The organism is Kitasatospora sp. NPDC053308 (assembly GCF_055585785.1).
Map to the genome: position 1 here is coordinate 1 of NZ_JBVJJY010000011.1, position 19,395 is coordinate 19,395.

Annotated in this window: 15 protein-coding genes and 1 pseudogene; 5 read left to right on the forward strand and 11 right to left on the reverse strand. The window is 74.3% G+C overall.

From position 1 onward, the window contains the following. Together ACZ6Y7_RS23575 and ACZ6Y7_RS23580 are read left to right on the forward strand one after the other, a co-directional pair. Positions 1–79: pseudogene (locus tag ACZ6Y7_RS23575) on the forward strand (ABC transporter ATP-binding protein); the annotation flags it as partial. Positions 80–156: 77 nt separating this feature from the next. Next, complete coding sequence (locus ACZ6Y7_RS23580) at positions 157–2,721, forward strand: ABC transporter permease (protein ID WP_465759901.1); 2,565 nt, start codon at positions 157–159, stop codon at positions 2,719–2,721. A 92-nt stretch (positions 2,722–2,813) separates the two neighbouring features. Here ACZ6Y7_RS23580 and ACZ6Y7_RS23585 read toward each other — a convergent pair whose 3' ends face one another. The 5 genes from ACZ6Y7_RS23585 to ACZ6Y7_RS23605 form a co-directional block, all read right to left on the reverse strand. Next, a complete protein-coding gene (locus ACZ6Y7_RS23585) occupies positions 2,814–3,473 on the reverse strand; it encodes a DUF4232 domain-containing protein (RefSeq protein WP_465759902.1) in 660 nt (219 codons plus the stop codon). Between the two features lie 143 nt (positions 3,474–3,616). Beyond that, a complete protein-coding gene (efeU, locus tag ACZ6Y7_RS23590; RefSeq protein WP_465759903.1) occupies positions 3,617–4,465 on the reverse strand; it encodes an iron uptake transporter permease EfeU in 849 nt (282 codons plus the stop codon). 52 nt (positions 4,466–4,517) lie between these two features. After that, positions 4,518–5,882, reverse strand: coding sequence for an iron uptake transporter deferrochelatase/peroxidase subunit (gene efeB, locus ACZ6Y7_RS23595; RefSeq protein WP_465759904.1), 1,365 nt, complete (start codon positions 5,880–5,882; stop codon positions 4,518–4,520). 150 nt (positions 5,883–6,032) lie between these two features. Continuing rightward, entirely contained in the window at positions 6,033–7,178 is a 1,146-nt protein-coding gene (gene efeO, locus ACZ6Y7_RS23600) for an iron uptake system protein EfeO (RefSeq protein WP_465759905.1), read from the reverse strand. Positions 7,179–7,305: 127 nt separating this feature from the next. Next, positions 7,306–8,121 carry an ABC transporter ATP-binding protein gene (locus ACZ6Y7_RS23605; RefSeq protein WP_465759906.1) on the reverse strand — a complete coding sequence of 272 codons (816 nt, stop codon included), beginning with the start codon at positions 8,119–8,121 and terminating at the stop codon, positions 7,306–7,308. Positions 8,122–8,305: 184 nt separating this feature from the next. Here ACZ6Y7_RS23605 and ACZ6Y7_RS23610 point away from each other — a divergent pair, with 184 nt between their 5' ends. Continuing rightward, positions 8,306–10,405 carry an amino acid adenylation domain-containing protein gene (locus ACZ6Y7_RS23610; RefSeq protein WP_465759907.1) on the forward strand — a complete coding sequence of 700 codons (2,100 nt, stop codon included), beginning with the start codon at positions 8,306–8,308 and terminating at the stop codon, positions 10,403–10,405. A gap of 6 nt (positions 10,406–10,411) precedes the next feature. Here ACZ6Y7_RS23610 and ACZ6Y7_RS23615 read toward each other — a convergent pair whose 3' ends face one another. Continuing rightward, positions 10,412–11,740 (reverse strand): hypothetical protein, encoded by a 1,329-nt coding sequence (locus ACZ6Y7_RS23615; protein WP_465759908.1) that lies wholly within the window; start codon positions 11,738–11,740, stop codon positions 10,412–10,414. Between the two features lie 223 nt (positions 11,741–11,963). On the opposite strand from ACZ6Y7_RS23615, the gene ACZ6Y7_RS23620 reads away from it, so the two are divergent. Continuing rightward, a complete protein-coding gene (locus ACZ6Y7_RS23620; protein WP_465759909.1) occupies positions 11,964–13,556 on the forward strand; it encodes a M4 family metallopeptidase in 1,593 nt (530 codons plus the stop codon). A gap of 11 nt (positions 13,557–13,567) precedes the next feature. Here the strand turns inward: ACZ6Y7_RS23620 and ACZ6Y7_RS23625 are convergent, their stop codons facing one another. The 5 genes from ACZ6Y7_RS23625 to ACZ6Y7_RS23645 form a co-directional block, all read right to left on the reverse strand. After that, a complete protein-coding gene (locus ACZ6Y7_RS23625; RefSeq protein WP_465759910.1) occupies positions 13,568–14,680 on the reverse strand; it encodes a hypothetical protein in 1,113 nt (370 codons plus the stop codon). A 41-nt stretch (positions 14,681–14,721) separates the two neighbouring features. After that, positions 14,722–15,690 carry a D-2-hydroxyacid dehydrogenase family protein gene (locus ACZ6Y7_RS23630; protein ID WP_465759911.1) on the reverse strand — a complete coding sequence of 323 codons (969 nt, stop codon included), beginning with the start codon at positions 15,688–15,690 and terminating at the stop codon, positions 14,722–14,724. Between the two features lie 71 nt (positions 15,691–15,761). Beyond that, a complete protein-coding gene (locus tag ACZ6Y7_RS23635; protein WP_465759912.1) occupies positions 15,762–16,172 on the reverse strand; it encodes a hypothetical protein in 411 nt (136 codons plus the stop codon). A 10-nt stretch (positions 16,173–16,182) separates the two neighbouring features. Beyond that, a complete protein-coding gene (locus tag ACZ6Y7_RS23640) occupies positions 16,183–17,148 on the reverse strand; it encodes a glycerophosphodiester phosphodiesterase (protein WP_465759913.1) in 966 nt (321 codons plus the stop codon). Between the two features lie 86 nt (positions 17,149–17,234). Beyond that, positions 17,235–18,227 carry an ArsR/SmtB family transcription factor gene (locus tag ACZ6Y7_RS23645; RefSeq protein ID WP_465759914.1) on the reverse strand — a complete coding sequence of 331 codons (993 nt, stop codon included), beginning with the start codon at positions 18,225–18,227 and terminating at the stop codon, positions 17,235–17,237. A gap of 75 nt (positions 18,228–18,302) precedes the next feature. Here ACZ6Y7_RS23645 and ACZ6Y7_RS23650 point away from each other — a divergent pair, with 75 nt between their 5' ends. Next, positions 18,303–19,262, forward strand: a complete 960-nt coding sequence (locus ACZ6Y7_RS23650; RefSeq protein WP_465759915.1) for an aldo/keto reductase — start codon at positions 18,303–18,305, stop codon at positions 19,260–19,262. Positions 19,263–19,395 lie beyond the last annotated feature (133 nt).

Sequence of the window (19,395 nt, forward strand, 5' to 3'; positions counted from 1 at the left end):
CGACGAACTCCACCACCCCACCGCCGACACCGTCCTGGACCGCATGCGCCGCTTCGACGCCAAGGGCCGCACCAGCTGACACCACGCCAGCCCGGGCCCACCGGCCCGCAGCCCGACGCCACCCGTCCCCGAGCACCCCAGGACTGACAACCCACCATGTTCCGCACCGCTTTGCGCAACGTGCTGGCCCACAAGGGCCGACTGCTGATGACGACGCTCGCCGTCATGCTCGGCACCGCCTTCGTCGCCGGCACCCTGGTCTTCTCCGACACCCTCGGCAACGCGCTCAGGACCCAGAACTCCAAGAGCTACACCGACATCGCCGTCACCGTCAGCGACCGCGAGGCCGGCGGCCGCGGGTACGACCACGGCGGCCGGGTCACCACCGGCCCGACCCTCACCGAGGACTCCCGCGCCAAGGTCGCCGCGCTGCCCGGCGTCGCCGACGCCCGCGGCGTGGTGAGCGGCTTCGCCGGCATCGCCGACAAGAAGGGCGCGCTGATCGGCAACGGCTTCTCCACCACCGGCACCAACTACGTGCCGGGCGCCGACGGCACCGACCCGCGCTACCCGCTGGTCGCCGGCCGCGGCCCGAAGAACGCCACCGAGATCGCCCTCGACGCCAAGACCGCCGACAAGGGCGGCTACAAGGTCGGCGACACCGTCCGGGTCGCCGTCAACGGCCCGGTCATGGAGCTCAAGCTCACCGGCACCCTGCGCACCAACGACCCGCGGGTGACGGCCGGCGGCTCGCTCGCCGCCTTCGACACCGCCACCGCCCAGCAGCTCTACCTGAGCCCGGGCCGCTTCGCCGAACTCGACGTCAAGGCCCAGCCGGGCACCGACGACACCGCGCTGCTCGGCGCCGTCAAGCAGGCCGTCCCGCAGGGCGACAACATCGAGGCCAGGACGGGCCGCGAACTCGCCGCCGAGCAGGACCGGATGATCAAGCAGGGCACCAAGTTCCTGAGCACCTTCCTGATGGCCTTCGCCGGCATCGCCCTGTTCGTCGGCATCTTCATCATCGCCAACACCTTCACCATGCTGGTGGCCCAGCGCACCAGGGAGCTCGCCCTGCTGCGCGCCGTCGGCGCGACCCGCCGCCAGATCACCCGCTCGGTGCTGATCGAGGCGTTCCTGGTCGGCCTCACCGCGTCGGTGGCCGGTCTGCTGGCCGGCATCGGGATCGCCGTCGGGCTCAGGTCCTTCCTCAACGGCCCGATGGACGCCAACCTGCCGGACGGCCCGCTGATCGTCGCCCCGGGCACGGTGGTCGCCGCGATCTTGGTCGGCGTGCTGGTGACGGTCCTGGCGGCCTGGCTGCCCGCCCGCCGCGCCTCCCGGATCGCCCCGGTGGCGGCGATGAGCTCGGCCGAGCAGCCCGCCACCCAGAAGAGCCTGGTGATCCGCAACACCATCGGCCTGCTGTTCTCCCTCGCCGGTGCGGCCGCCCTGGCCGCCGGTGTGGCCGGCAAGTCGGTCAAGCTGGTCGGCCTCGGCGCGGGCGCGCTGCTGATCGGCGTGTTCGTCCTCACCCCGCTGCTGTCCCGGCCGCTGATCGCGCTGTTCGCCCCGCTGCTGCGCGCCCTGTACGGCACCCCGGGCAAGCTGGCCAAGGAGAACGCGATCCGCAACCCGCGCCGCACCGCCGCCACGGCCTCCGCGCTCACCATCGGCGTCACCCTGATCACCTCGCTGACCGTGATCGGCGCCTCGGTGAACAAGGCCGTGGACGACGCGGCCGCGAACGACCTCAAGGCCGACTACGCGGTCACCATGGAGAACTTCTCGATGCTCTCCCCCGAGGTCTCCACCCAGATCGCCAAGGCGCCCGGCGTCGCCGCGACGAGCGTGGTGCGCAGCCTCCCGGTGGAGACGGGCGCGGACGGATCGGACACCGAGTGGCTGACGTCCGTCGACGCCACCACCATCGACCGGCTGGTCACCGTCAAGGTCAAGGAGGGCAGCGCGGACGCCCTCAAGCAGGGCAAGCTGATGGTGAACGCGGGCACCTCCGGACAGAGCCGCTACCGGCTCGGCGAGACCCTCGCCGTCACCTACCCGGACGGCAGCAAGGGCACGCTGACCGTGGGCGCCGTCATCGAGCCCAACTCGGTGCTGGCCGGGATCATCGCCCCCGACGCCGTCGTCGGCGCGCACGCCCTGCCCGGCTCCGGTCTGGACAAGGTCCTGGTCAAGGGCGCGAACGGCCCGACCGGGGAGCTGAAGCAGGCGGTGCGCGACGCGACCGGCGGCAACCCGCTGATCGCCGTCAAGGGCGAGAAGGACATCAAGGCGGAGAACCGCCAGCTGCTCACCGGGATCCTGAACATGATGTACGGGCTGCTCGGCATGTCCGTGGTCATCGCGGTGCTCGGCGTCGTCAACACCATGGCGATGTCGGTGTTCGAGCGCCGCCGGGAGATCGGCATGCTGCGGGCGATCGGCCTGGACCGGCTCGGCATCCGGCGGATGGTCCGCCTGGAGTCCCTGCTGATCGCGCTGTTCGGCGGGCTGGTCGGGATCGGCCTCGGCATCCTGGTCGCGTGGGCCGGAGTCCGTACGCTGGCGGACGACCTCAAGGGCATCACCACCGTGGTGCCGCCGGTCCAGGTGGGCACCTTCCTGCTCGCGGCCGCGGTGATCGGCCTGCTGGCCGCCCTGTGGCCGGCCTTCAAGGCGGCGAGGCTGGACATCCTGGGCGCCATCAAGAGCGAGTAGCCCGGAGCGCGACGCCAGGAGCCCCGGGGGCGGTCCGAACGGACCCGTCCCGGGGGCTCCTGGCGTCACCGCCCGGGGGCTCCTCCGCGTGGTCACGGCCCGGCGAACACCACGCCCTGGCTGGAGGGCTGCAGGCTGCCGGTGGTCAGGCCCTGGGCGGAGACGAGCAGTTGCGCGACGGGCTTGCCGTCGAGGCCGATCACCTGGGCGGTCAGCTGCGTGGTCTCGTCCGGCGGGGTGAGCCGCAGGCCGCCGAGCACGTGGCAGCTCGGGTCGGCCTTGTCGCAGGAGCTCCACGTGAGGCCGGCGAAGGCGGTCGTCCCCGGCTTCAGGGTGACCGCCGTGGGCGGCCCGGGGTGCGCCTCCCGCTTGACGGCCAAGGGGTCCGCGGCGTTGTCGGGCCGCAGTCCGCCGTAGCCCGGGTAGCCGAACAGGGTGCAGTTCCGGCTGCCCTTGTCGGTGAGCGTCACCATGGCCGAACCGGCCCCCTGGAGCTGCACGGTGGCCGTGAGCTCGTCGGCCCTGCAGCGTGCGCCGGCCGACTGCGTCACCATCGGCCCGGTCGGCGTCGCGCCGGGCGCGGCGGGCTTCCCGCTGCTCGTCGGCTGCGCCGGCCCCGCCCCGGTGACGGCCGCCGTCGGCGCCGGCCGCGCGCCCGCCCCCGCGGCGTCGTCGCACGCGGTCAGCAGCACGACGGCGGCAAGCACCGCCACGCTTGCGGTGGCCGGCCCGGCAGGCCTGCGAACGGTCATGTTCCCCCCACGGGTGGTCGATCGGCATGTCCACCCGCCACCACGACGCCCACCACCGGACCGGTTCCGACCGTGACGCACTCATGACGAAACCGCCCCGCGCGGCTGGTGCCGGGCGGGGCGGTTCGAGGGCGGGGTACCGGTCAGGCGGCCGACTTGGCGGTGGCGCGCTGGGCGGGCTTGGTGTTGCCGCCGCCCCCGAGGACGTTGAAGAAGAACGCCAGCGTGGGGACGAGGTAGAGCAGCCAGACCACCAGCTGCAGCACCGTCGGGTCGGGCTGGAAGTTGAAGACGCCCTTCAGCAGGGTGCCGTACCAGCTGTCCTTGGGGATGGTGCTGGAGATGTCGAAGGCCGTGCTGTGCAGGCCCGGCAGCCAGCCGGCCTCCTGCAGGTCGTGCACGCCGTAGGCGAGCACGCCGGCCGCGACCACGACCAGCATCGCGCCGGTCCAGGTGAAGAACCTGGCCAGGTTGATCTTCAGCGCGCCGCGGTAGAAGAGCCAGCCGAGCACCACCGAGGTGAGCAGGCCGAGCGCCGCGCCGATCAGCGGGTTCCAGCCGTCGCCGGTGGCCTGCACGGCCGACCAGATGAACAGCGCCGTCTCCAGGCCCTCGCGGCCGACGGCCAGGAAGGAGGTGACCACCAGGGCGGTGGTGCCCATCGCGAGCGCCGCGTCCAGCTTGCCGTGCAGCTCGGTCTTCAGGTGCCGCGCGGTGCGCCGCATCCAGAACACCATCCAGGTCACCAGGCCAACCGAGATGATCGACAGCGAGCCGCCGAGCGCCTCCTGGGCCTCGAAGGTGAGCTGCGAGGAGCCGAACTGCAGGATCGCGCCGAAGGCCATCGACAGCACCACGGCCGCGCCGACGCCGAGCCAGACCGACGGCAGCTTGTCCTTGCGGTCGGTCTTGACCAGGTAGGCGATCAGGATGCAGACGACCAGGCTGGCTTCGAGTCCTTCGCGCAGGCCGATCAGGTAGTTGCCGAACACGCGGCCTCCTGGGGGTGAAGAGGGTGGTACGGACGGGGGCGGGGCGGGGGCCTCAGCCGAACAGGGCCTGGCCCCACCACTCCCCCGGCTTGCGCACGCCCGCCGGGCAGGCGAAGTGCGCGGAACCGACGTGCTGGATGTACTCGTTGAGCTTGTCGCTCGCCGCCAGGCGGGTCTGCAGCGGCACGAAGGCCTTGCGGGTGTCGCGCTGGTAGGCGAGGAAGAACAGGCCGGCGTCCAGGCGGCCGAGGCCGTCGGTGCCGTCGGTGAAGGAGAAGCCGCGGCGCAGGATCATCAGGCCGTTGTTGGCGTCCGGGTGGGCGAGCGCGACGTGCGAGTCCGCGGGCATCGCCTTGAGGTCGGGCGCGTCGTGCTCCTTGGCCTTGCCGTACGGGGCGCCCTCGCCCTTGGTCCGGCCGAAGACGTCCTCCTGCTCCTTGAGCGAGGTGCGGTCCCAGGTCTCGATGTGCATCCGGATCCGCCGGGCGACCAGGTAGGAGCCGCCGGTCATCCACTCGGGGCCGTCGCCGGGGGCCGCCCAGACGTGGTCGGCGAGCTTGGCGGTGTCGGTGCCCGCGATGTTGTGGGTGCCGTCCTTGAAGCCCATCAGGTTGCGCGGGGTCTGCGCGTCCGGGGTGGTGGAGGAGGTCTTCCCGAAGCCGAGCTGGGACCAGCGGATGTTGACGGTGCCCATGCCGATCCGGGCCAGGTTGCGGATCGCGTGCACGGCGACCTGCGGGTCGTCGGCGCAAGCCTGGACGCAGATGTCGCCGCCGCTGCGGGTCGGGTCGAGCTTGTCGCCCTTGAAGGCGGGCAGGTCGATCAGGGCGTCGGGGCGCTTGGCCTTGAGGCCGAAGCGGTCCACGCCGTCCTTCTCGAACAGGCTGGGGCCGAAGCCGATGGTCAGGGTGAGCCGGGAGGCGGGCAGGCCGAGGGCCTCGCCGGTGTCGTCCGGCGGGGCCTCGGGCAGGCCGGTGGCGGCGCCGCTGCCGACCTCGCGGCCGCCGGTCATCGCGGCGGCGGCCTTGGTCCACTCCTTGAGCAGCTTCACCAGGGACTCGCGGGTGGCCTTCTCGGAGACGTCGAAGGCGGCGAAGTGCAGCCGGTCCTGGACCGGGGTGGCGATGCCGGCCTGGTGGTCGCCGTAGAACGGCACCTCGGCGCCGGTCGGGACGGAGGCGGCCGCGGGGGCCGGGTCGTCCTGCCGGGTGGCGGCGGCCACCGAGCCGACGGCGGCGGCGCCGAGCGCGACGCCCGCACCGGCCCAGCCGATGACGGCGCGGCGGCTGACCGCCCCCTTGGTGCTCGCGGCGGCGTCGGTGGCGGTGGCGTCGGCGGCGGTGGCGGCGGCCGGCGTCCCGTTCTGCTGCTCGTTCTCGGCGTCCATCGGCGGGCGGGCCCTTCTCGGTACTGACATGCTCTGCTGGCTGAACTGCTGTGCTGGCTGAACTGCTCGGGTGTTCGACTGGGGTGGTGCTGAGCGGCTGTGCGCCGACTCACCGGTGCCGTGGCGGCCGGTCGGGCCGCCACGGCGTCGTGGAGCGGGTGGTGCCGGTGGCGCGGCCGGTTACTTGGCGACCACGGCGGCGGCCAGCTTCGACAGCGGCTCGCCCAGCGAGTTGACCGCGTCGGAGAAGGTCTTGCGCTCGGCCTCGGTGACCTTGTCGTAGGAGGTGAAGGTGCCGTCGGCCTGCTTGTACTTGGCGAGCAGGGCGTTGATGGAGGCGAACTCGGAGTCCAGCGTCTTGGCCAGGTCCGCGTCCTTCTCGGAGGCGACCGGCTTCAGCAGCTCGTAGGCCTTCTGCGCACCCTCGACGTTGGCCTGGAAGTCGGCCAGGTCGGTGTGGCTGTAGCGGTCCTCCTCACCGGTGATCTTGTTGGTCGCGACCTCGTCCAGCAGCTCCTTGGCGCCGTTGGCCATGCTGGTCGCGGTGATCTCGGCGGACGGGATCTTCGCCTGCCAGTCCTTGAGGTCGGCCACCAGCTGGTCGGCGAGCTTCTTCTCGTCGTCGCCGATCCGGGCGTCGGCCCAGAGCGACTTCTCCAGCTTGTGCCAGCCGGTCCACTGCTGGCCGGCCTCGACCTTGTCCTCGCGGGTGTCGGTCTTCGGGTCGATGTCGCCGAAGCTCTCGGCGACCGGCTCGGTGCGCTCCCAGCCGGTGCGCGAGGGGGCGTACAGCGACTTGGCCTTCTCCAGGTCACCGGCCTTGATCGCGTCGGCGAAGGCCTGGACGGCCGGGACGGTGGCGTCGGCCTGCTGCTGCGCGTACGCGCGGTAGGCGTCGACGGCGGCGGCCAGGCGCGGGTCGGCGGGCGCGGCGCTGCCGCCCTCGCCGGTCACGGTGACCTTCTGCCGGATGCCGTCGCCGACCATGCCGGGCTTGCAGGCGATCTCGTACGAACCGGCCTTGATCTCGGCGTTGATGCTGGCCTTGGTGCCGGGGCCGATGTTCTCGCGCTCGGTGACGATCTTGTCGCCGGCGCCGTACACGTAGACCTCGGTGGTCTTGGAGCCCTTGTTGCTGATGTCCAGGACGACGTGACCGGCCGGGAAGGTGGTGGTGGAGACCTCGCACGCGGTGTCGGTCGCGTTCACCTTGACGGCGTCGGACGACGCCTTGTCGTCCTTCTTGGAGGAGCAGCCGGCCAGGGTTGCGGTCGCCACGGCGAGGGTGAGCAGCGCGGCTGCGGTGGAACGGCGGCGGGCGGACATGCGGGCTCCAACGGAAAAGGGCATGAGGGTGCCAGGGTTCTGCGGGTCGGCGGGGGCGGACCCCGTCGTTAGCTAAGGCATACCTTACGTAAGGATGTCCCAGCGTCCACACCCACCCCCTGAACCGTTACCTTCCCGGTGCCCGGCGGGCGGCGGCCCGGGCCGTCCAGCGGCCCTCGTGGCGGCTGATCCGGATCGGGTGGCCGAAGGTCTCGCTGACCAGCTCGGTGGTCATCACCTCCGCCACCGGGCCGGCCGCCACGCACGCGCCCCCGCGCAGCAGCAGGGCGTGGGTGGTGCTCTCCGGCAGCTCCTCCAGGTGGTGGGTGACCAGCACGCTGGCCAGGTCCGGGTGCTGGTGGCGCAGCAGGTCCAGGCTGTCCAGGAGTAGTTCGCGGGCGGTCAGGTCCAGCCCGGTGGCGGGCTCGTCGAGCAGCAGCAGCCGGGGGCTGGGCATCAGGGCGCGGGCGATCAGGGCCCGGCCGCGCTCGCCCTGGGAGAGGGTGGTCCACGGGGCCTCGGCCATCGCGCCCATGCCGAGCGTCTCGATCAGCAGCTCGGCCCGCTCCAGCACCTCCGGGGCGGGCTTGCGGTGCAGCTCGGGCTCGATGGTGTTGGCGTAGCCGGTGAGGACCACCTCGCGCACGGTCAGCGGCGAGCGCAGCGGGTGGCGCGGGTTGACGTGCCCGAGGTGGGCGCGCAGCTCGCGGATGTCGACCCGGCCGAGCCGGCGGCCGAGCACGTCCACCTCCCCCCGGGTGGGGTGGGAGACCGCACCGAGCAGGGCGAGCAGGGTGGACTTGCCCGCCCCGTTGGGCCCGATCAGCGCCCAGTGCTCGCCGGGCTGGATCTCCAGGCTGATCCCGCGCAGCAGGTACCGGCCGTCGCGCACCACGTCCACGTCCTGGGTGCGCAGCAGCGGGCCGTCGAAGGGCTTGCTCATGGGGTGGGTCTCCGATCGCGGCGCCGGACGGGCCCGGCGCCGTCCGTCCGCGTGCAGACTACAACCGTTCGCCGGGGCGGGGCCGGACCGTCCGAAGGATGGACCCGCCACAACCCTGTTGCCCGGGGGGAGTTGGGAGGAGGATCGTGCCTTCGAGGGGAAGAGGGGACGAGGGGGAGGCGGGATGAGCGTGGACACCGAGCGGGCCCGGACCCTGCACGGGCTCGTCGAGCGGCAGGCGCGCCGGGCGCCGGCGGCGGTGGCCGTGCGCTGCGGCGGCCGGGAGCTGACGTACGGGGAGCTGGACGGGCGCGCGCGGAGGCTGGCCGCGGTGCTGGCGGAGCGCGGCCTGGCACCGGGCGGCCGGGCCGCGGTGGCGCTGGGCCGCGGCACCGAGGTGTACGTGGCGCTGCTGGCGGTGCTGAAGGCGGGCGCGGCCTACGTGCCGCTGGAGCCGAGCGCGCCGGACGCGCTGCTGCGGCACGTGCTGGCCGACGCCGCGCCGGACGTGGTGGTGACCGAGGAGGTGCACCGGCTGCGGCTGGTGGACGCGAGCGGGGCGCCGCTGGTCTGCGTCGACGGCGTCGAACCGGACGGCGCAGCCGATCCGTTCGAGCCGCCCGAGGTCGCGCCCGAGGACCTCGCCTGCGTCTTCTACACCTCCGGCTCCACCGGCCTGCCCACCGGCGCGCTGGTCGAGCACCGCAACCTGCTGGCCGCGTACGAGGGCTGGCGGGAGGTGTACGGGCTGACCGCGGAGGACCGGATCCTGCAGACGGCGAGCCTGGAGTTCGACGTGTTCACCGCCGACTGGGTCCGCGCGCTGTGCTCCGGCGCCACGCTGGTGGTCACCCCGTTCAACCTCACCCTGGACCGCACCGCCGACCTGGGCGCGCTGCCCGCCCTGGTGGCCGCCGAGCGGATCACCGTGCTGGAGCTGAACGTGCGCACCGCGCGCCGGCTGACCGCCCTCCTGGAGCGGGGCGGCGGCGGCCTGCCCGGGGTGCGGCTGCTCACCGTGGGCTCCGAGAAGTGGTACCTGGACGAGCAGGTGGGCCTGCAGCGGCTGCTCGGCGAGCACACCCGGGTGCTGAACGTGTACGGCCTGGCCGAGGCCACCGTGGACAGCACCTACTTCGACGTGCGGGGCGCGGCCACCGCCGACGGCGCCGAGCGGGTCTCGCTGGTCGGCCGCCCCTTCCCCGGCACCCGGGTGTACGTGCTCGGCCCGGACGGCACCCCGGCCGGGCCCGGATCGGCCGGGGAGATCGCGATCGCCGGCACCGGACTGGTCAGCGGCTACCTCAACCGGCCCGCGGACACCGAACGCCGCTTCGTCCGGGCGGACTTCGACCCGGACGGGCGGGTGCTGCTGACCGGGGACATCGGGCGACTGCGGCCGGACGGCGTGCTGGAGTTCATCGGCCGGGCCGCGAACGCGCTCGGGCCGGTCCCGCGGGCCCGCAAGGGATCGGTGGTCTCCCGGGTGGCGGCGGCGGCCCGCGCCGAGGGCGTGCTGCGCGCGCACCCGGCGGTGCGGGAGGCCGCCGTGGTGGAGGTGGACCTGCGGCCGGGGCAGCGCCGGCTGGTCGGCTACGCGGTGACGATGCCGACGGACGAGGGCGCGGACGGCTGGTCGCTCTCGCAGTACCTGGCGGCGGAGCTGCCGGCCGGGGAGGTGCCCGCGGCCGTCGTCCCGGTGCCGGAGCTGCCGCGCACCCGGGCGGGCAAGCTGGACCGCGCGGCCCTGCCGCTGCCCGCCCCGCCGGAGCACACCGCCCCGCGCTCCGCCAAGGCGGGCGGCCGCGCCCGGGGCAAGGGCGGCGGCAAGGCCGGGGGCGGAGCCGGGGAGGCGAGCCCCACGGGCTGCTTCGCCGTGCTGTCCGTCGTGATCGGGGCCTTCCTCGCCTGGGTGACCACCGACGGCTTCTTCCCGCGCTCCACGGACGTCTCCGCCGTGCCGGGCGGCTACGCCACCGTCTTCGAGTTCCTCTACCTCTGCGAGAACCTGGCCTTCGGTGCCGGGCTGGCCTTCCTGTTCTTCGGGCTTCCGGTGGTGCTGCGCCAGGGCCGTTCGTTCCGGCTCTCGCTGCTCACCTACCTGTCGGTGTTCTGGCTGCTCGCCTCCTGGTGGCCGCAGGACAACCTGTACCGGCTCACAGCCGCCACCGACTGGCCGCGGGAGACCGCGCTGGTGCTCGTCTTCAACGTTCCGCTGATGCTCGCCGCCGTCGTGGTGGTCACGTTCCTGCTGCGGAAGCCGAAGACGCGGAGCACGGGCTGACCGGGCTCACCTGAGCGCCTCGAACATCCCGGCCAGCCCGTGGTTGGCGGCGGTGACCAGCGCCTCGGCCGCGTCCAGCGCCTCGGCGTCCGGACCGGCCAGGGCGAGGCCGACGGTGGGCTCCGGCTCGTGGCTCGCCGTCGGGATGAGCGGCAGCAGGGTGACGCCGAGCCGGGCGCAGCGCGGCCGCAGCCGTTCCAGGTGGTCGTGCAGGGCCGCCTGGGCGAGCCGGGCGCCGAGCGGCATGCCGTCCAGGGTGCGCACCAGGTGGCCCGGGCCGCGCACCTCGTCGAGCCGGGCGGCCAGCGCGAAGGCGACGGCCGGGCCGGTGAGCCGCAGGTTGATCTCGGTCGGGGCGAGCCGGCGCTCCCGGTCGGTGACGAAGTCGACGTCGTACCAACCCCGGTAGCCGTCGGCGGCGAGCCGCTCCCCCACCGCCAGGGCGAACCGGCGGGCGGTGGCGGCGGCGCCGTCCGGCACCGCCCCGGGGCCGACGGTGGCGCCCTGGTAGCGGGTGCCGGCCACCTCCATGGCGCCCGCGCCGACCGGGTGGACGGTGCCGTCCGGGCCGATCACCGCGTCGTAGGTGAGGTCGCGCAGTCGGGCGCCCGGTCCCGGGTCGACGTGCTCCTCCAGCAGCAACGCACCGTCGGCCGGCAGGACTTCGGCCGCCACCAGGCTTCGCAGCAGGGCCCGGCCGCCGCCCGCGGCGAACAGCTCGGCGGGCTCGACCACGACGGTGCCGTAGCCGCCGACGCCGTACGGGCTCTTCAGCACGGTAGTCAGGCCCCGGGCGGCGCGGGCGGTCAGCCGCCGGGCGGCCCGGCGCCGGCTCTCCGGGCGCTCCTGGCGCGGCGGGCGGATGCCGGGGTGCGCGGGGGCGAGGGCGGTGAACAGGTCGTGCGCGGCGGCTTTGGACTCGTAGTGGCGGACGGCGGCCAGCTCGGGCCCCTCGCCGTGGGCGGCCGTCCGGCCCCAACGGATCACCGGGCGGCCGGAGTCGGCGATCCGGGCGGCGAGGGCGGGGCGGGCGGCGAGCGCCTCGGCCACCGTCCGGTCCGGCGCGACGCCGCTGTGCACCTCGACCGCTCCCCAGGCCAGCTCCCGGGTCAGCCAGTCGGTCCACTCCGGGGCGACCTCGGCGGGCAGCACCAGCACCGCCGGTTCGGGGCTGTAGCCGACGGCCAGGCAGGCGTAGTGGTGCGCGTGCCGCAGGCGCCGCAGCCGCTGGGCGTCGTCCGTGGAGGCGGCGAGGAACTGCGCGTTGAAGTCAGCGACGTCGCCCACGTGGACCGCCGCCCGCCCACCGGTCCAGGCCCCCACCCATCCGTCCATGGGGCGGAAGCCTAGGGGGCGCCCGTCCCGGTGCCAACCGTCCGTACGCCTAGGGGATCGTCACGACCGCACTGTGGAGCGCTTGTTAACTTTGGATCATTTTTGATCGACAAAGGACACAACTTGGCAAAGTTATGACCTTCCCTCTAGCTGCACCTGACTGACCGCCGTCAATCTCTGACGCAGCTCCTTTCCCTGCAGCTCACCCCCACTGGAGTTCCGAGTGACCCCCACGTCCTCCTTCCGCCGTGCCCGCGTGGCCGGAGCCATCGCGGTCGTCGCCGCCCTCGCGGGCGCGACCGTCCCCGCCGCCACCGCCTCCGCCGCGGCCGACCCCCGCGCGGCCGCGATATCCCAGGCCCGCGCCAACGTGGTTCACAACGCCGCGGTGTTCGGCTTCGGCTCCGGCCAGGACCTGATGCTCAAGGACGTCGTACTCGACGCCGACGGCGCCTCGCACGTCCGCTTCGACCGCACCTTCCAGGGCCTGCCGGTGGTCGGCGGTGACCTGGTCGTCCACCAGGACGCCAAGGGCCGGCTGAAGGACACCTCCCGCGCGGCCGCCCACGACGCCGCCGTGAAGTCGACCGTCCCCAAGGTGCCCGCGCAGTCCGGCGCCGCCGACGCGCTGTCCGCCGCCCCGGGCGTCCGGGACGCCGTCAGCACCCCCGAGCTGGTCGTCTGGGCCGCCGACGGCACCCCCCGCCTCGCCTGGCGCACCACCGTCGAGGGCTCCGGCCCGCACGGCGAGCCGGCCGGCAAGGTCGTCGTCACCGACGCCACCACCGGGGAGCAGATCGAGTCCTACGACGCCGAGCACCAGGCCTCCGGCACCGGCAATTCCGAGTACACCGGCACGATCACCATCGACACCACCCCGGTCAGCGGCGGCTACACCCTGACCGACCCGGTCCGCGGCCACGTCACCAAGGACGCCCACAACCTCTCGTCCGGCTCGGTCAAGGCCACCTCGGGCACCGCCTTCACCAGCACCACCAACGTCTGGGGCGACGGCAGGAAGTTCTCCACCGACCGCTCCACCGCGGCCGTCGACGCCCACGCCAACACCGCCTGGACGTACGACTACTACAAGAACACCTTCGGCCGGAACGGCATCAAGAACGACGGCAAGGGCGCCACCGTCTTCGTCCACGTCGGCACGAACTGGGACAACGCCCAGTGGTCCGACAGCTGCTTCTGCATGATGACCGGCGACGGCGACGGCTCGCACGACCCGGAGCAGGTCGACCTCGACACCATGGGCCACGAGATGACCCACGGCGTCACCAGCGCCACCGCCAACCTGCGCTACAGCGGCGAGTCCGGCGGCCTCAACGAGTCCACCAGCGACATCTTCGGCACGATGGTCGAGTGGTACGCCGACAACAAGGTGGACACCCCCGACTACCTGTTCAGCGACCAGTCCACCCCGCCGTGGCTGCGCCGCTTCGACAAGCCCTCGCTGGACGGCTCCTCGGCCGACTGCTGGAGCAGCTCGGTCGGCAAGCTGGACGTGCACAACTCCTCGGGCGTCGGCAACCACTGGTTCTACCTCGCCAGCGAGGGCAGCGGCAGCAAGACCATCAACGGCTTCACCTACAACAGCCCGACCTGCAACGGCTCCACGGTGACCGGCATCGGCAACCAGAAGGTCGCCAGGATCTGGTACCGCGCGCTGACCGTCTACATGACCTCCACCACCACCTACAAGGGCGCCCGCACCGCCTCTCTGAACGCCGCCAAGGACCTCTACGGCCTGAACAGCACCGAGTACAAGGCCGTCGCGGCGGCCTGGAGCGGCGTCAACGTCAGCTAGTCGGACACGCCTTAGTGGTCGAACCCCACGTGGCAGTGGTCGTGGTGGGTGTCGTCGGTGAAGAACCGGTTGCCGGCGCCCGGGATCGCCACCGGGCCGCCCACGTTGTACGAGCCGGCGGCGGCCGCGTCCCGCATGAAGGACTCGATCAGCTGCCGGGGCGTCGCCGGATCCACCACGGCCATGCCGTCGATCCGCCACACGTCGAAGGCCCGGCCCAGCGGATGGTCGCTGGGCCGGGTCGTCCCGAAGACGTCCAGCGGGTGGCCGGTCCGCACCACGCTCACCGACAGCGTGTACGGGCCGGCCAGCCGCAGCATCGCGTCCAGCGCGCTGTCGTGCACGGTGCCGCTGCGCAGGTCGGCCGCCGCCTCGGGCGGCAGCTCGATCCTCGGCTCGGCGAGCACCCGGGCCACCGCCGGGGGCGGGGCGGCGGCGGCCGGCCCGGCGACCCCGGGGTGCAGCTCGGTGACGGTCCAGCGCGGCTCGGCCCGGCTCAGCCGGACGTCCACGGTGGTACCGCCCTCGGCCACGGAGCCGTCCGCGCCCCTGGTCCACTGCCGGCAGACCACCAGGACGCTCGCCGAGTCGTCCAGGATCCCGCCGTACTGGGCGACGATCACCTCCAGGCTCGCCTCCGGCGCGGCCGGGGCCAGCGGGCCGGCCTGGTCGGCCAGCGCGGGCGGCAGCCCGAGCGCCGCCACCCTGGCCCGGGCCGCCTCCACGCCCTGCCCGCCGGGCGGCCAGGCGCCCAGGGCCGCGACCAGCTCGACGGCACGGCGTTTGACGTCGGGCTGGACCTCGGACGGACCGGGCTGCCACAGCGGCGGCCGGGGCAGCGGGGAGGGCGTCACGCCGGGTGTCACGCTGGGTGTCACGCTGGGCATCGCGGTCGGCGCGGCCGACGGCGTCGGTGCTCCGGTCGGCGCGGCGGTCGGCGCGGCGGTCGGCGCGGCGGCCGAGCCGGACTCCGCCGCCCGCGGTCCGCCCCCGCCGCCGCACCCGGCCGCGCCGAGCAGCAGCGCCGCCGCTCCCGCCCGCAGCACCCCGCGCCGGTCAGGCCCCGGCCGCCCGTCTTCGCTCGGGCGGCGGTCACTCCTGCGGTCGGTCGTGCGGTCGGCCATGCGGTCAGTATGCGGCCGGGGCGGAGCCGGTGGCACCGGCGTCAGCCCAGTCGGCGGATCGGTTCGCCGGCCAGGAAGGCCGCGATGTCCTCCACCGCCTCGTTGTAGTAGCGCCGGTAGTTGTCCTGGGTGACGTAGCCGAGGTGCGGGGTGGCGAGCAACCGGGGCGCGGTGCGCATCGGGTGGTCGGCGGGCAGCGGCTCGAGGTCGAAGACGTCCACGGCGGCGCCCGCGATCCGGCCGCCGGTGAGCGCGGCGAGCAGCGCGTCCTGGTCGACGATCGCCGCCCGGGAGGTGTTGACCAGGTAGGCCTCGGGCTTCATCAGGGCGAGTTCGGCGGCGCCGATGAGCCCCCGGGTGCCCGCGTTGGACGCGAGGTGGATCGAGACGTAGTCGCTCTCGCCGAGCAGTTCCTCCTTGGTCGCGGCCCGGCGCACGCCCGCCGCGGCGGCCCGTTCGTCGGTCAGGTTCCGGCTCCAGGCGACCACGTCCATGCCGAAGGCCGTCCCGACCCGGGCGACCGGACCGCCGATCCTGCCGAGCCCGAGCAGCCCGAGCACCCGGCCGTGCAGGTCGGCGCCGACGGTGCTCTGCCAGGGGCCGCCCTCGCGCAGCGCGGTGTTCTCCTGGACGAGGCCGCGGGCGAGTCCGAGCAGCAGCGCCCAGGTCAGTTCGACCGGCGGGGTGAAGGAACTGGCCGTGCCGCAGACCGTCACCCCGTGCGCCTCGGCAGCGGCGTGGTCGATCACCGAGTTGCGCATGCCGGAGGCGACCAGCAGCCGGAGCTTCGGGAGCCGGGCGAACAGCGAGGCGGGGAAGGGCACCCGCTCGCGCAGGGTGACCACGATGTCGAAGTCGGCCAGCGCGGCGGCGAGTTCCTCCTCCGAGCCGAAGTGCTCGCGGAAAGCCGTCACGGCGACCCGGTCGGTCACCGGGGACCAGTCGGCGAGGCTGGTGGCGACGCCCTGGTAGTCGTCCAGGACGGCGCAGCGAAGGAGCGGGATCGTCATACCCGCACTCTCCCAGAAGCGCCCGCCCGCCCGGCGCGCCGGGTCCGGCCGCACGCCTGTCGGCCGTCGTCCTACGCCGGGTCCGCGGGGGGCGGCGGCTCGGGGGGCCGCAGGCCGTAGCCCCGCTCGGTCCGCACGATCCAGGAGGGCTCGCCGAGTCTCCACCTCAGGACGGTCATCGGGTGCCTCAGCTCGTGGGGGTGGAGCGACGCCCCGTAGGCCCGCCAGATGACCGAGTGCGGCTCGTGCACGCCGTCGCCCAGCTCGACCAGGGCGCGCAGCAGCCTGATGTCGGAGCGGGTGAGCCGGACCTCGCGACCGTCCAGGGTGACGGCTCGGGTGTCCTGGTCGATGACGAGGCGTCCGTCGAAGGCGGTCAGCGTGCCCTTCGGCTCCGGCGGCCGGCCGACGTGCCGCGGGAGCCGCTCCTTCGCGTCGCGGTCGGCGGGCGGCTGGGGGTGCGTCGCGTTCTCGTGCTCCACACCGGGCAGCCTAACCGGCGGTGCCCTGGGACGCCCGGGCCGCGTTCCAACCGGCCAGCTCCGCCGGGCGGTTGGTGATGATCCCGTCCACGCCCGCCGCCGCGAGGGCCTGCCAGCGGGCGGGCTGGTCCACGGTCCAGACGTTGACGGCCACCCCGGCGGCGTGCAGGTCCTGGAGCACCCCGGGGCGGGTGGCGAGCGCGTCGTCCGAGGGGTTGTAGGCGGCCAGGCCGAGTTCGCGGGCGGTGGCGACCGGGTCGGGGTCCAGGGTCGCGCGGAGCAGTCCGAGCGGGAGTTCGGGGGCGAGTTCGCGGGTCAGGCGCAGGGCGTCCACCTCGAAGCTCTGGACGAACACCCGGTCGGTCATGCCGTGTTCGCGCACCTCCCGGACGATCCGGGCGACCTGCTCGCGGGTGTGCGGCCCCTTGATCTCCAGCAGCAGCCGGCCGCCGCGGGTGCGCAGGTCCTCCAGCTGGGCAGCGAGGGTCGGCAGCCGGGTGCCCGCGTACGCCGGGGCGAACCAGGAGCCGGCGTCCAGCGCGTCCAGCTGGGCGGCGGTCAGCTCGCGGATCCGGCCGGTCCCGTTGGTGGTGCGGTCGACGGTGTCGTCGTGCAGGACGTACGGGACGCCGTCACGGCTGGGCTGGACGTCGTCCTCGATCCACTCGGCACCGGCCCGGCGGGCCACCTCGTCGGAGACCAGGGTGTTCTCGGGGGCGGCGGAGGAGGCGCCGCGGTGGGCGTAGACGGTCGGCGGCGCACCGGCGGCGCGCAGCCGGGCGGCGCCGGCGGTGACGCCGGTGGCCGGGGCGTCGGGGGCGGGGGCGTCGGCGGCCGGGGCGACCGGCCGTACGGGGCCCCCGGTGAGCGCGACGGTGCCGACGGCGGCCCCGAGCAGGGCGGCGACGAGGGCGGTCCGGGGGCGTCGGGGCTGCCCGGGGCGTCCCGGGTCCTGGGGGTGCCGAGGGGGTGTCATGTCCAGCACGCTACGGGCGTCCGGGCCGCTCGGCCGGACGACACCGACATCCGGGGTGACATTGCGATGATCGGAGGACCACACGATCACCCTTCGCCCAGCGGTGCGAGCAGGGCCTCCGCCGAGGCCGTCCGCGCGTACAGCACCGACCGCCCCGCCCGGTGGGCGCTGACCAGCCGGGCGTCCCGCAGGGCCGTCAGGTACTGCGACACCGCCGACGGCGACAGGCCGGTGCGCCGGGCGAGGTCGGTCGTCGACGCGGGGGACGCCAGCTCCGTCAGCAGCCGGGCGCGGGAGCGGCCGAGGACGGCGGCCAGGGCCTCGGTGCCGGCGGTCGGGGCGCTCGCCCACAGGGTGCCGACGCCGCGCGCCGGGTAGGCCAGCTGCAGCGGGTCCGGCGGCGCGAGGCGGGTGTAGAGCGCCGGTCCGGTGAAGGCGGACGGCACCAGCAGCAGGCCCGCCCCAAGCGCCCGGCCCGGCAGCGGGCGGGTCCGGTGGCGCAGCCGCAGGGTGTCCTCCGTCCAGCGGAGTTCGGCGTGCAGGTCGTTGAGCACCCGCGCCGCGCCGTGCTCGGCGGCCTGCCGGGCGCGGTGCAGCACGTCCGCGTCCAGGACGGCGCGGATCCGCGCCCAGTACGGGGCGAGCGCGAGCTCCCAGTACGCCTCGACCGCCTCGGTGAGCCGCCCCAGCCCGGCCCCCGGATCGGCGTGCAGGGCGCGCAGCCGGGGGCCGAGCCCGGCGCCCTCGCGGCCGAGCCGGTCGAGGTCCCGGCGGACCCTCTCGGCCGGGGTGGCCCGGATCGCGGCCAGCTCCTGCGCCAGGCTCGGGGCGGGTCCGGCGGGGGTCGGGTTGAGGAAGTCCGGCACGTACCCGGCGGGCCGGACCAGCTCGGCGAGCAGCGCGTACGCCGGCCCGAGCGAGGCCAGCCGGGGCCGCACCTGCTCCGCCCACGGCCGGTGGACGGGATGGGCGAGCCCCGAGCGCAGCAGCCGCAGGCTCGGCCCGACGTCCCACATCGGGGAGACCGCGAAGCGCATCCGCGCCAGGTCGCCCGCCGTGAAGGACAGCTCGGTCGGCAAGACCCCCACCCCCGTGGATTCACACATGGTCGAATCGTTGGCGGTCAGGCTAGCGCAGTGGCGATCATGACCGGCATGACTTCGAACATCGACGCGAGCACCGCTTCCGCCGCCCCCGGCACCGTGACCGCCGCGGCCGCCGGCAGCTGGACCCTCGGCGACCGCGCCGTCCACCGCATCGGCTTCGGCACCATGCGACTGCCCCAGACCGGCCCGGCGCTCGTCCCGCACGCCGTGCCGCGGGACCGCGAGCAGGCCCTGCGGGTGCTGCGCCGGGCGGTCGAACTCGGCGTCAACCACATCGACACCGCCGCCTTCTACTTCTCCGCGCTGCGCTCCGCCAACGAGCTGGTCAACCGGGCGCTCGCCCCCTACGGCGACGACCTGGTGATCGCCACCAAGGTCGGCCCGGCCCGCGGCATCGACGGACACTGGGCGGAGCACGCCCGCACTCCCGAGCGGCTGCGCGCCCAGGTCGAGCAGAACCTGCGCCAGCTCGGCCGCGACCACCTCGACCTGGTCAACCTGCGCGTCGTCGGCACCGACTCCGTCGCCGAACGCTTCGGCGCGCTGGCCGAGCTGCGCCAGGCCGGTCTGATCCGCCACCTGGGCCTGTCCAACGTCCGCCCGGAGCAGCTCGCCGAGGCGCAGACGATCGCCCCCGTGGCCTGCGTGCAGAACCCGTACGGCATCGGCGCCTCGGCCGCCCAGGACGAGCTGCTGCGGCTCTGCGGCGAGCAGGGCATCGCCTTCGTCCCCTTCTACGCGATCGCCGGCGCCGGGCGGGAACGCGGCACCGGCGGGACGGACGGCATCGAGCCGACCCAGGTCCGGGCGGTGGCCGAGGCCCGCGGAGTGAGCACCGCGCAGGTGCGCCTGGCCTGGACGCTGCACCGCGGCCCGCACGTCCTGGCCATCCCGGGCACCGGCGACGTCGCGCACCTGGAGGACAACATCGCCGCCGGGGCGCTGCGGCTGTCGGCCGAGGAGTCGGCCCTGCTCGACGAGGCCCACCTGGCGGCCCGGGCCGGCTGAGCCGGAACCGCGAGGAGGCGGATGCGCGTCACTCCGGGACGACACGTGGCCGACCACCGGCGTGGCCGACCAGCGATGTGACCGGCCGTCGACGCGGCCTGCCCCCGATGTGACCGACCGCCGGCACGGCCGG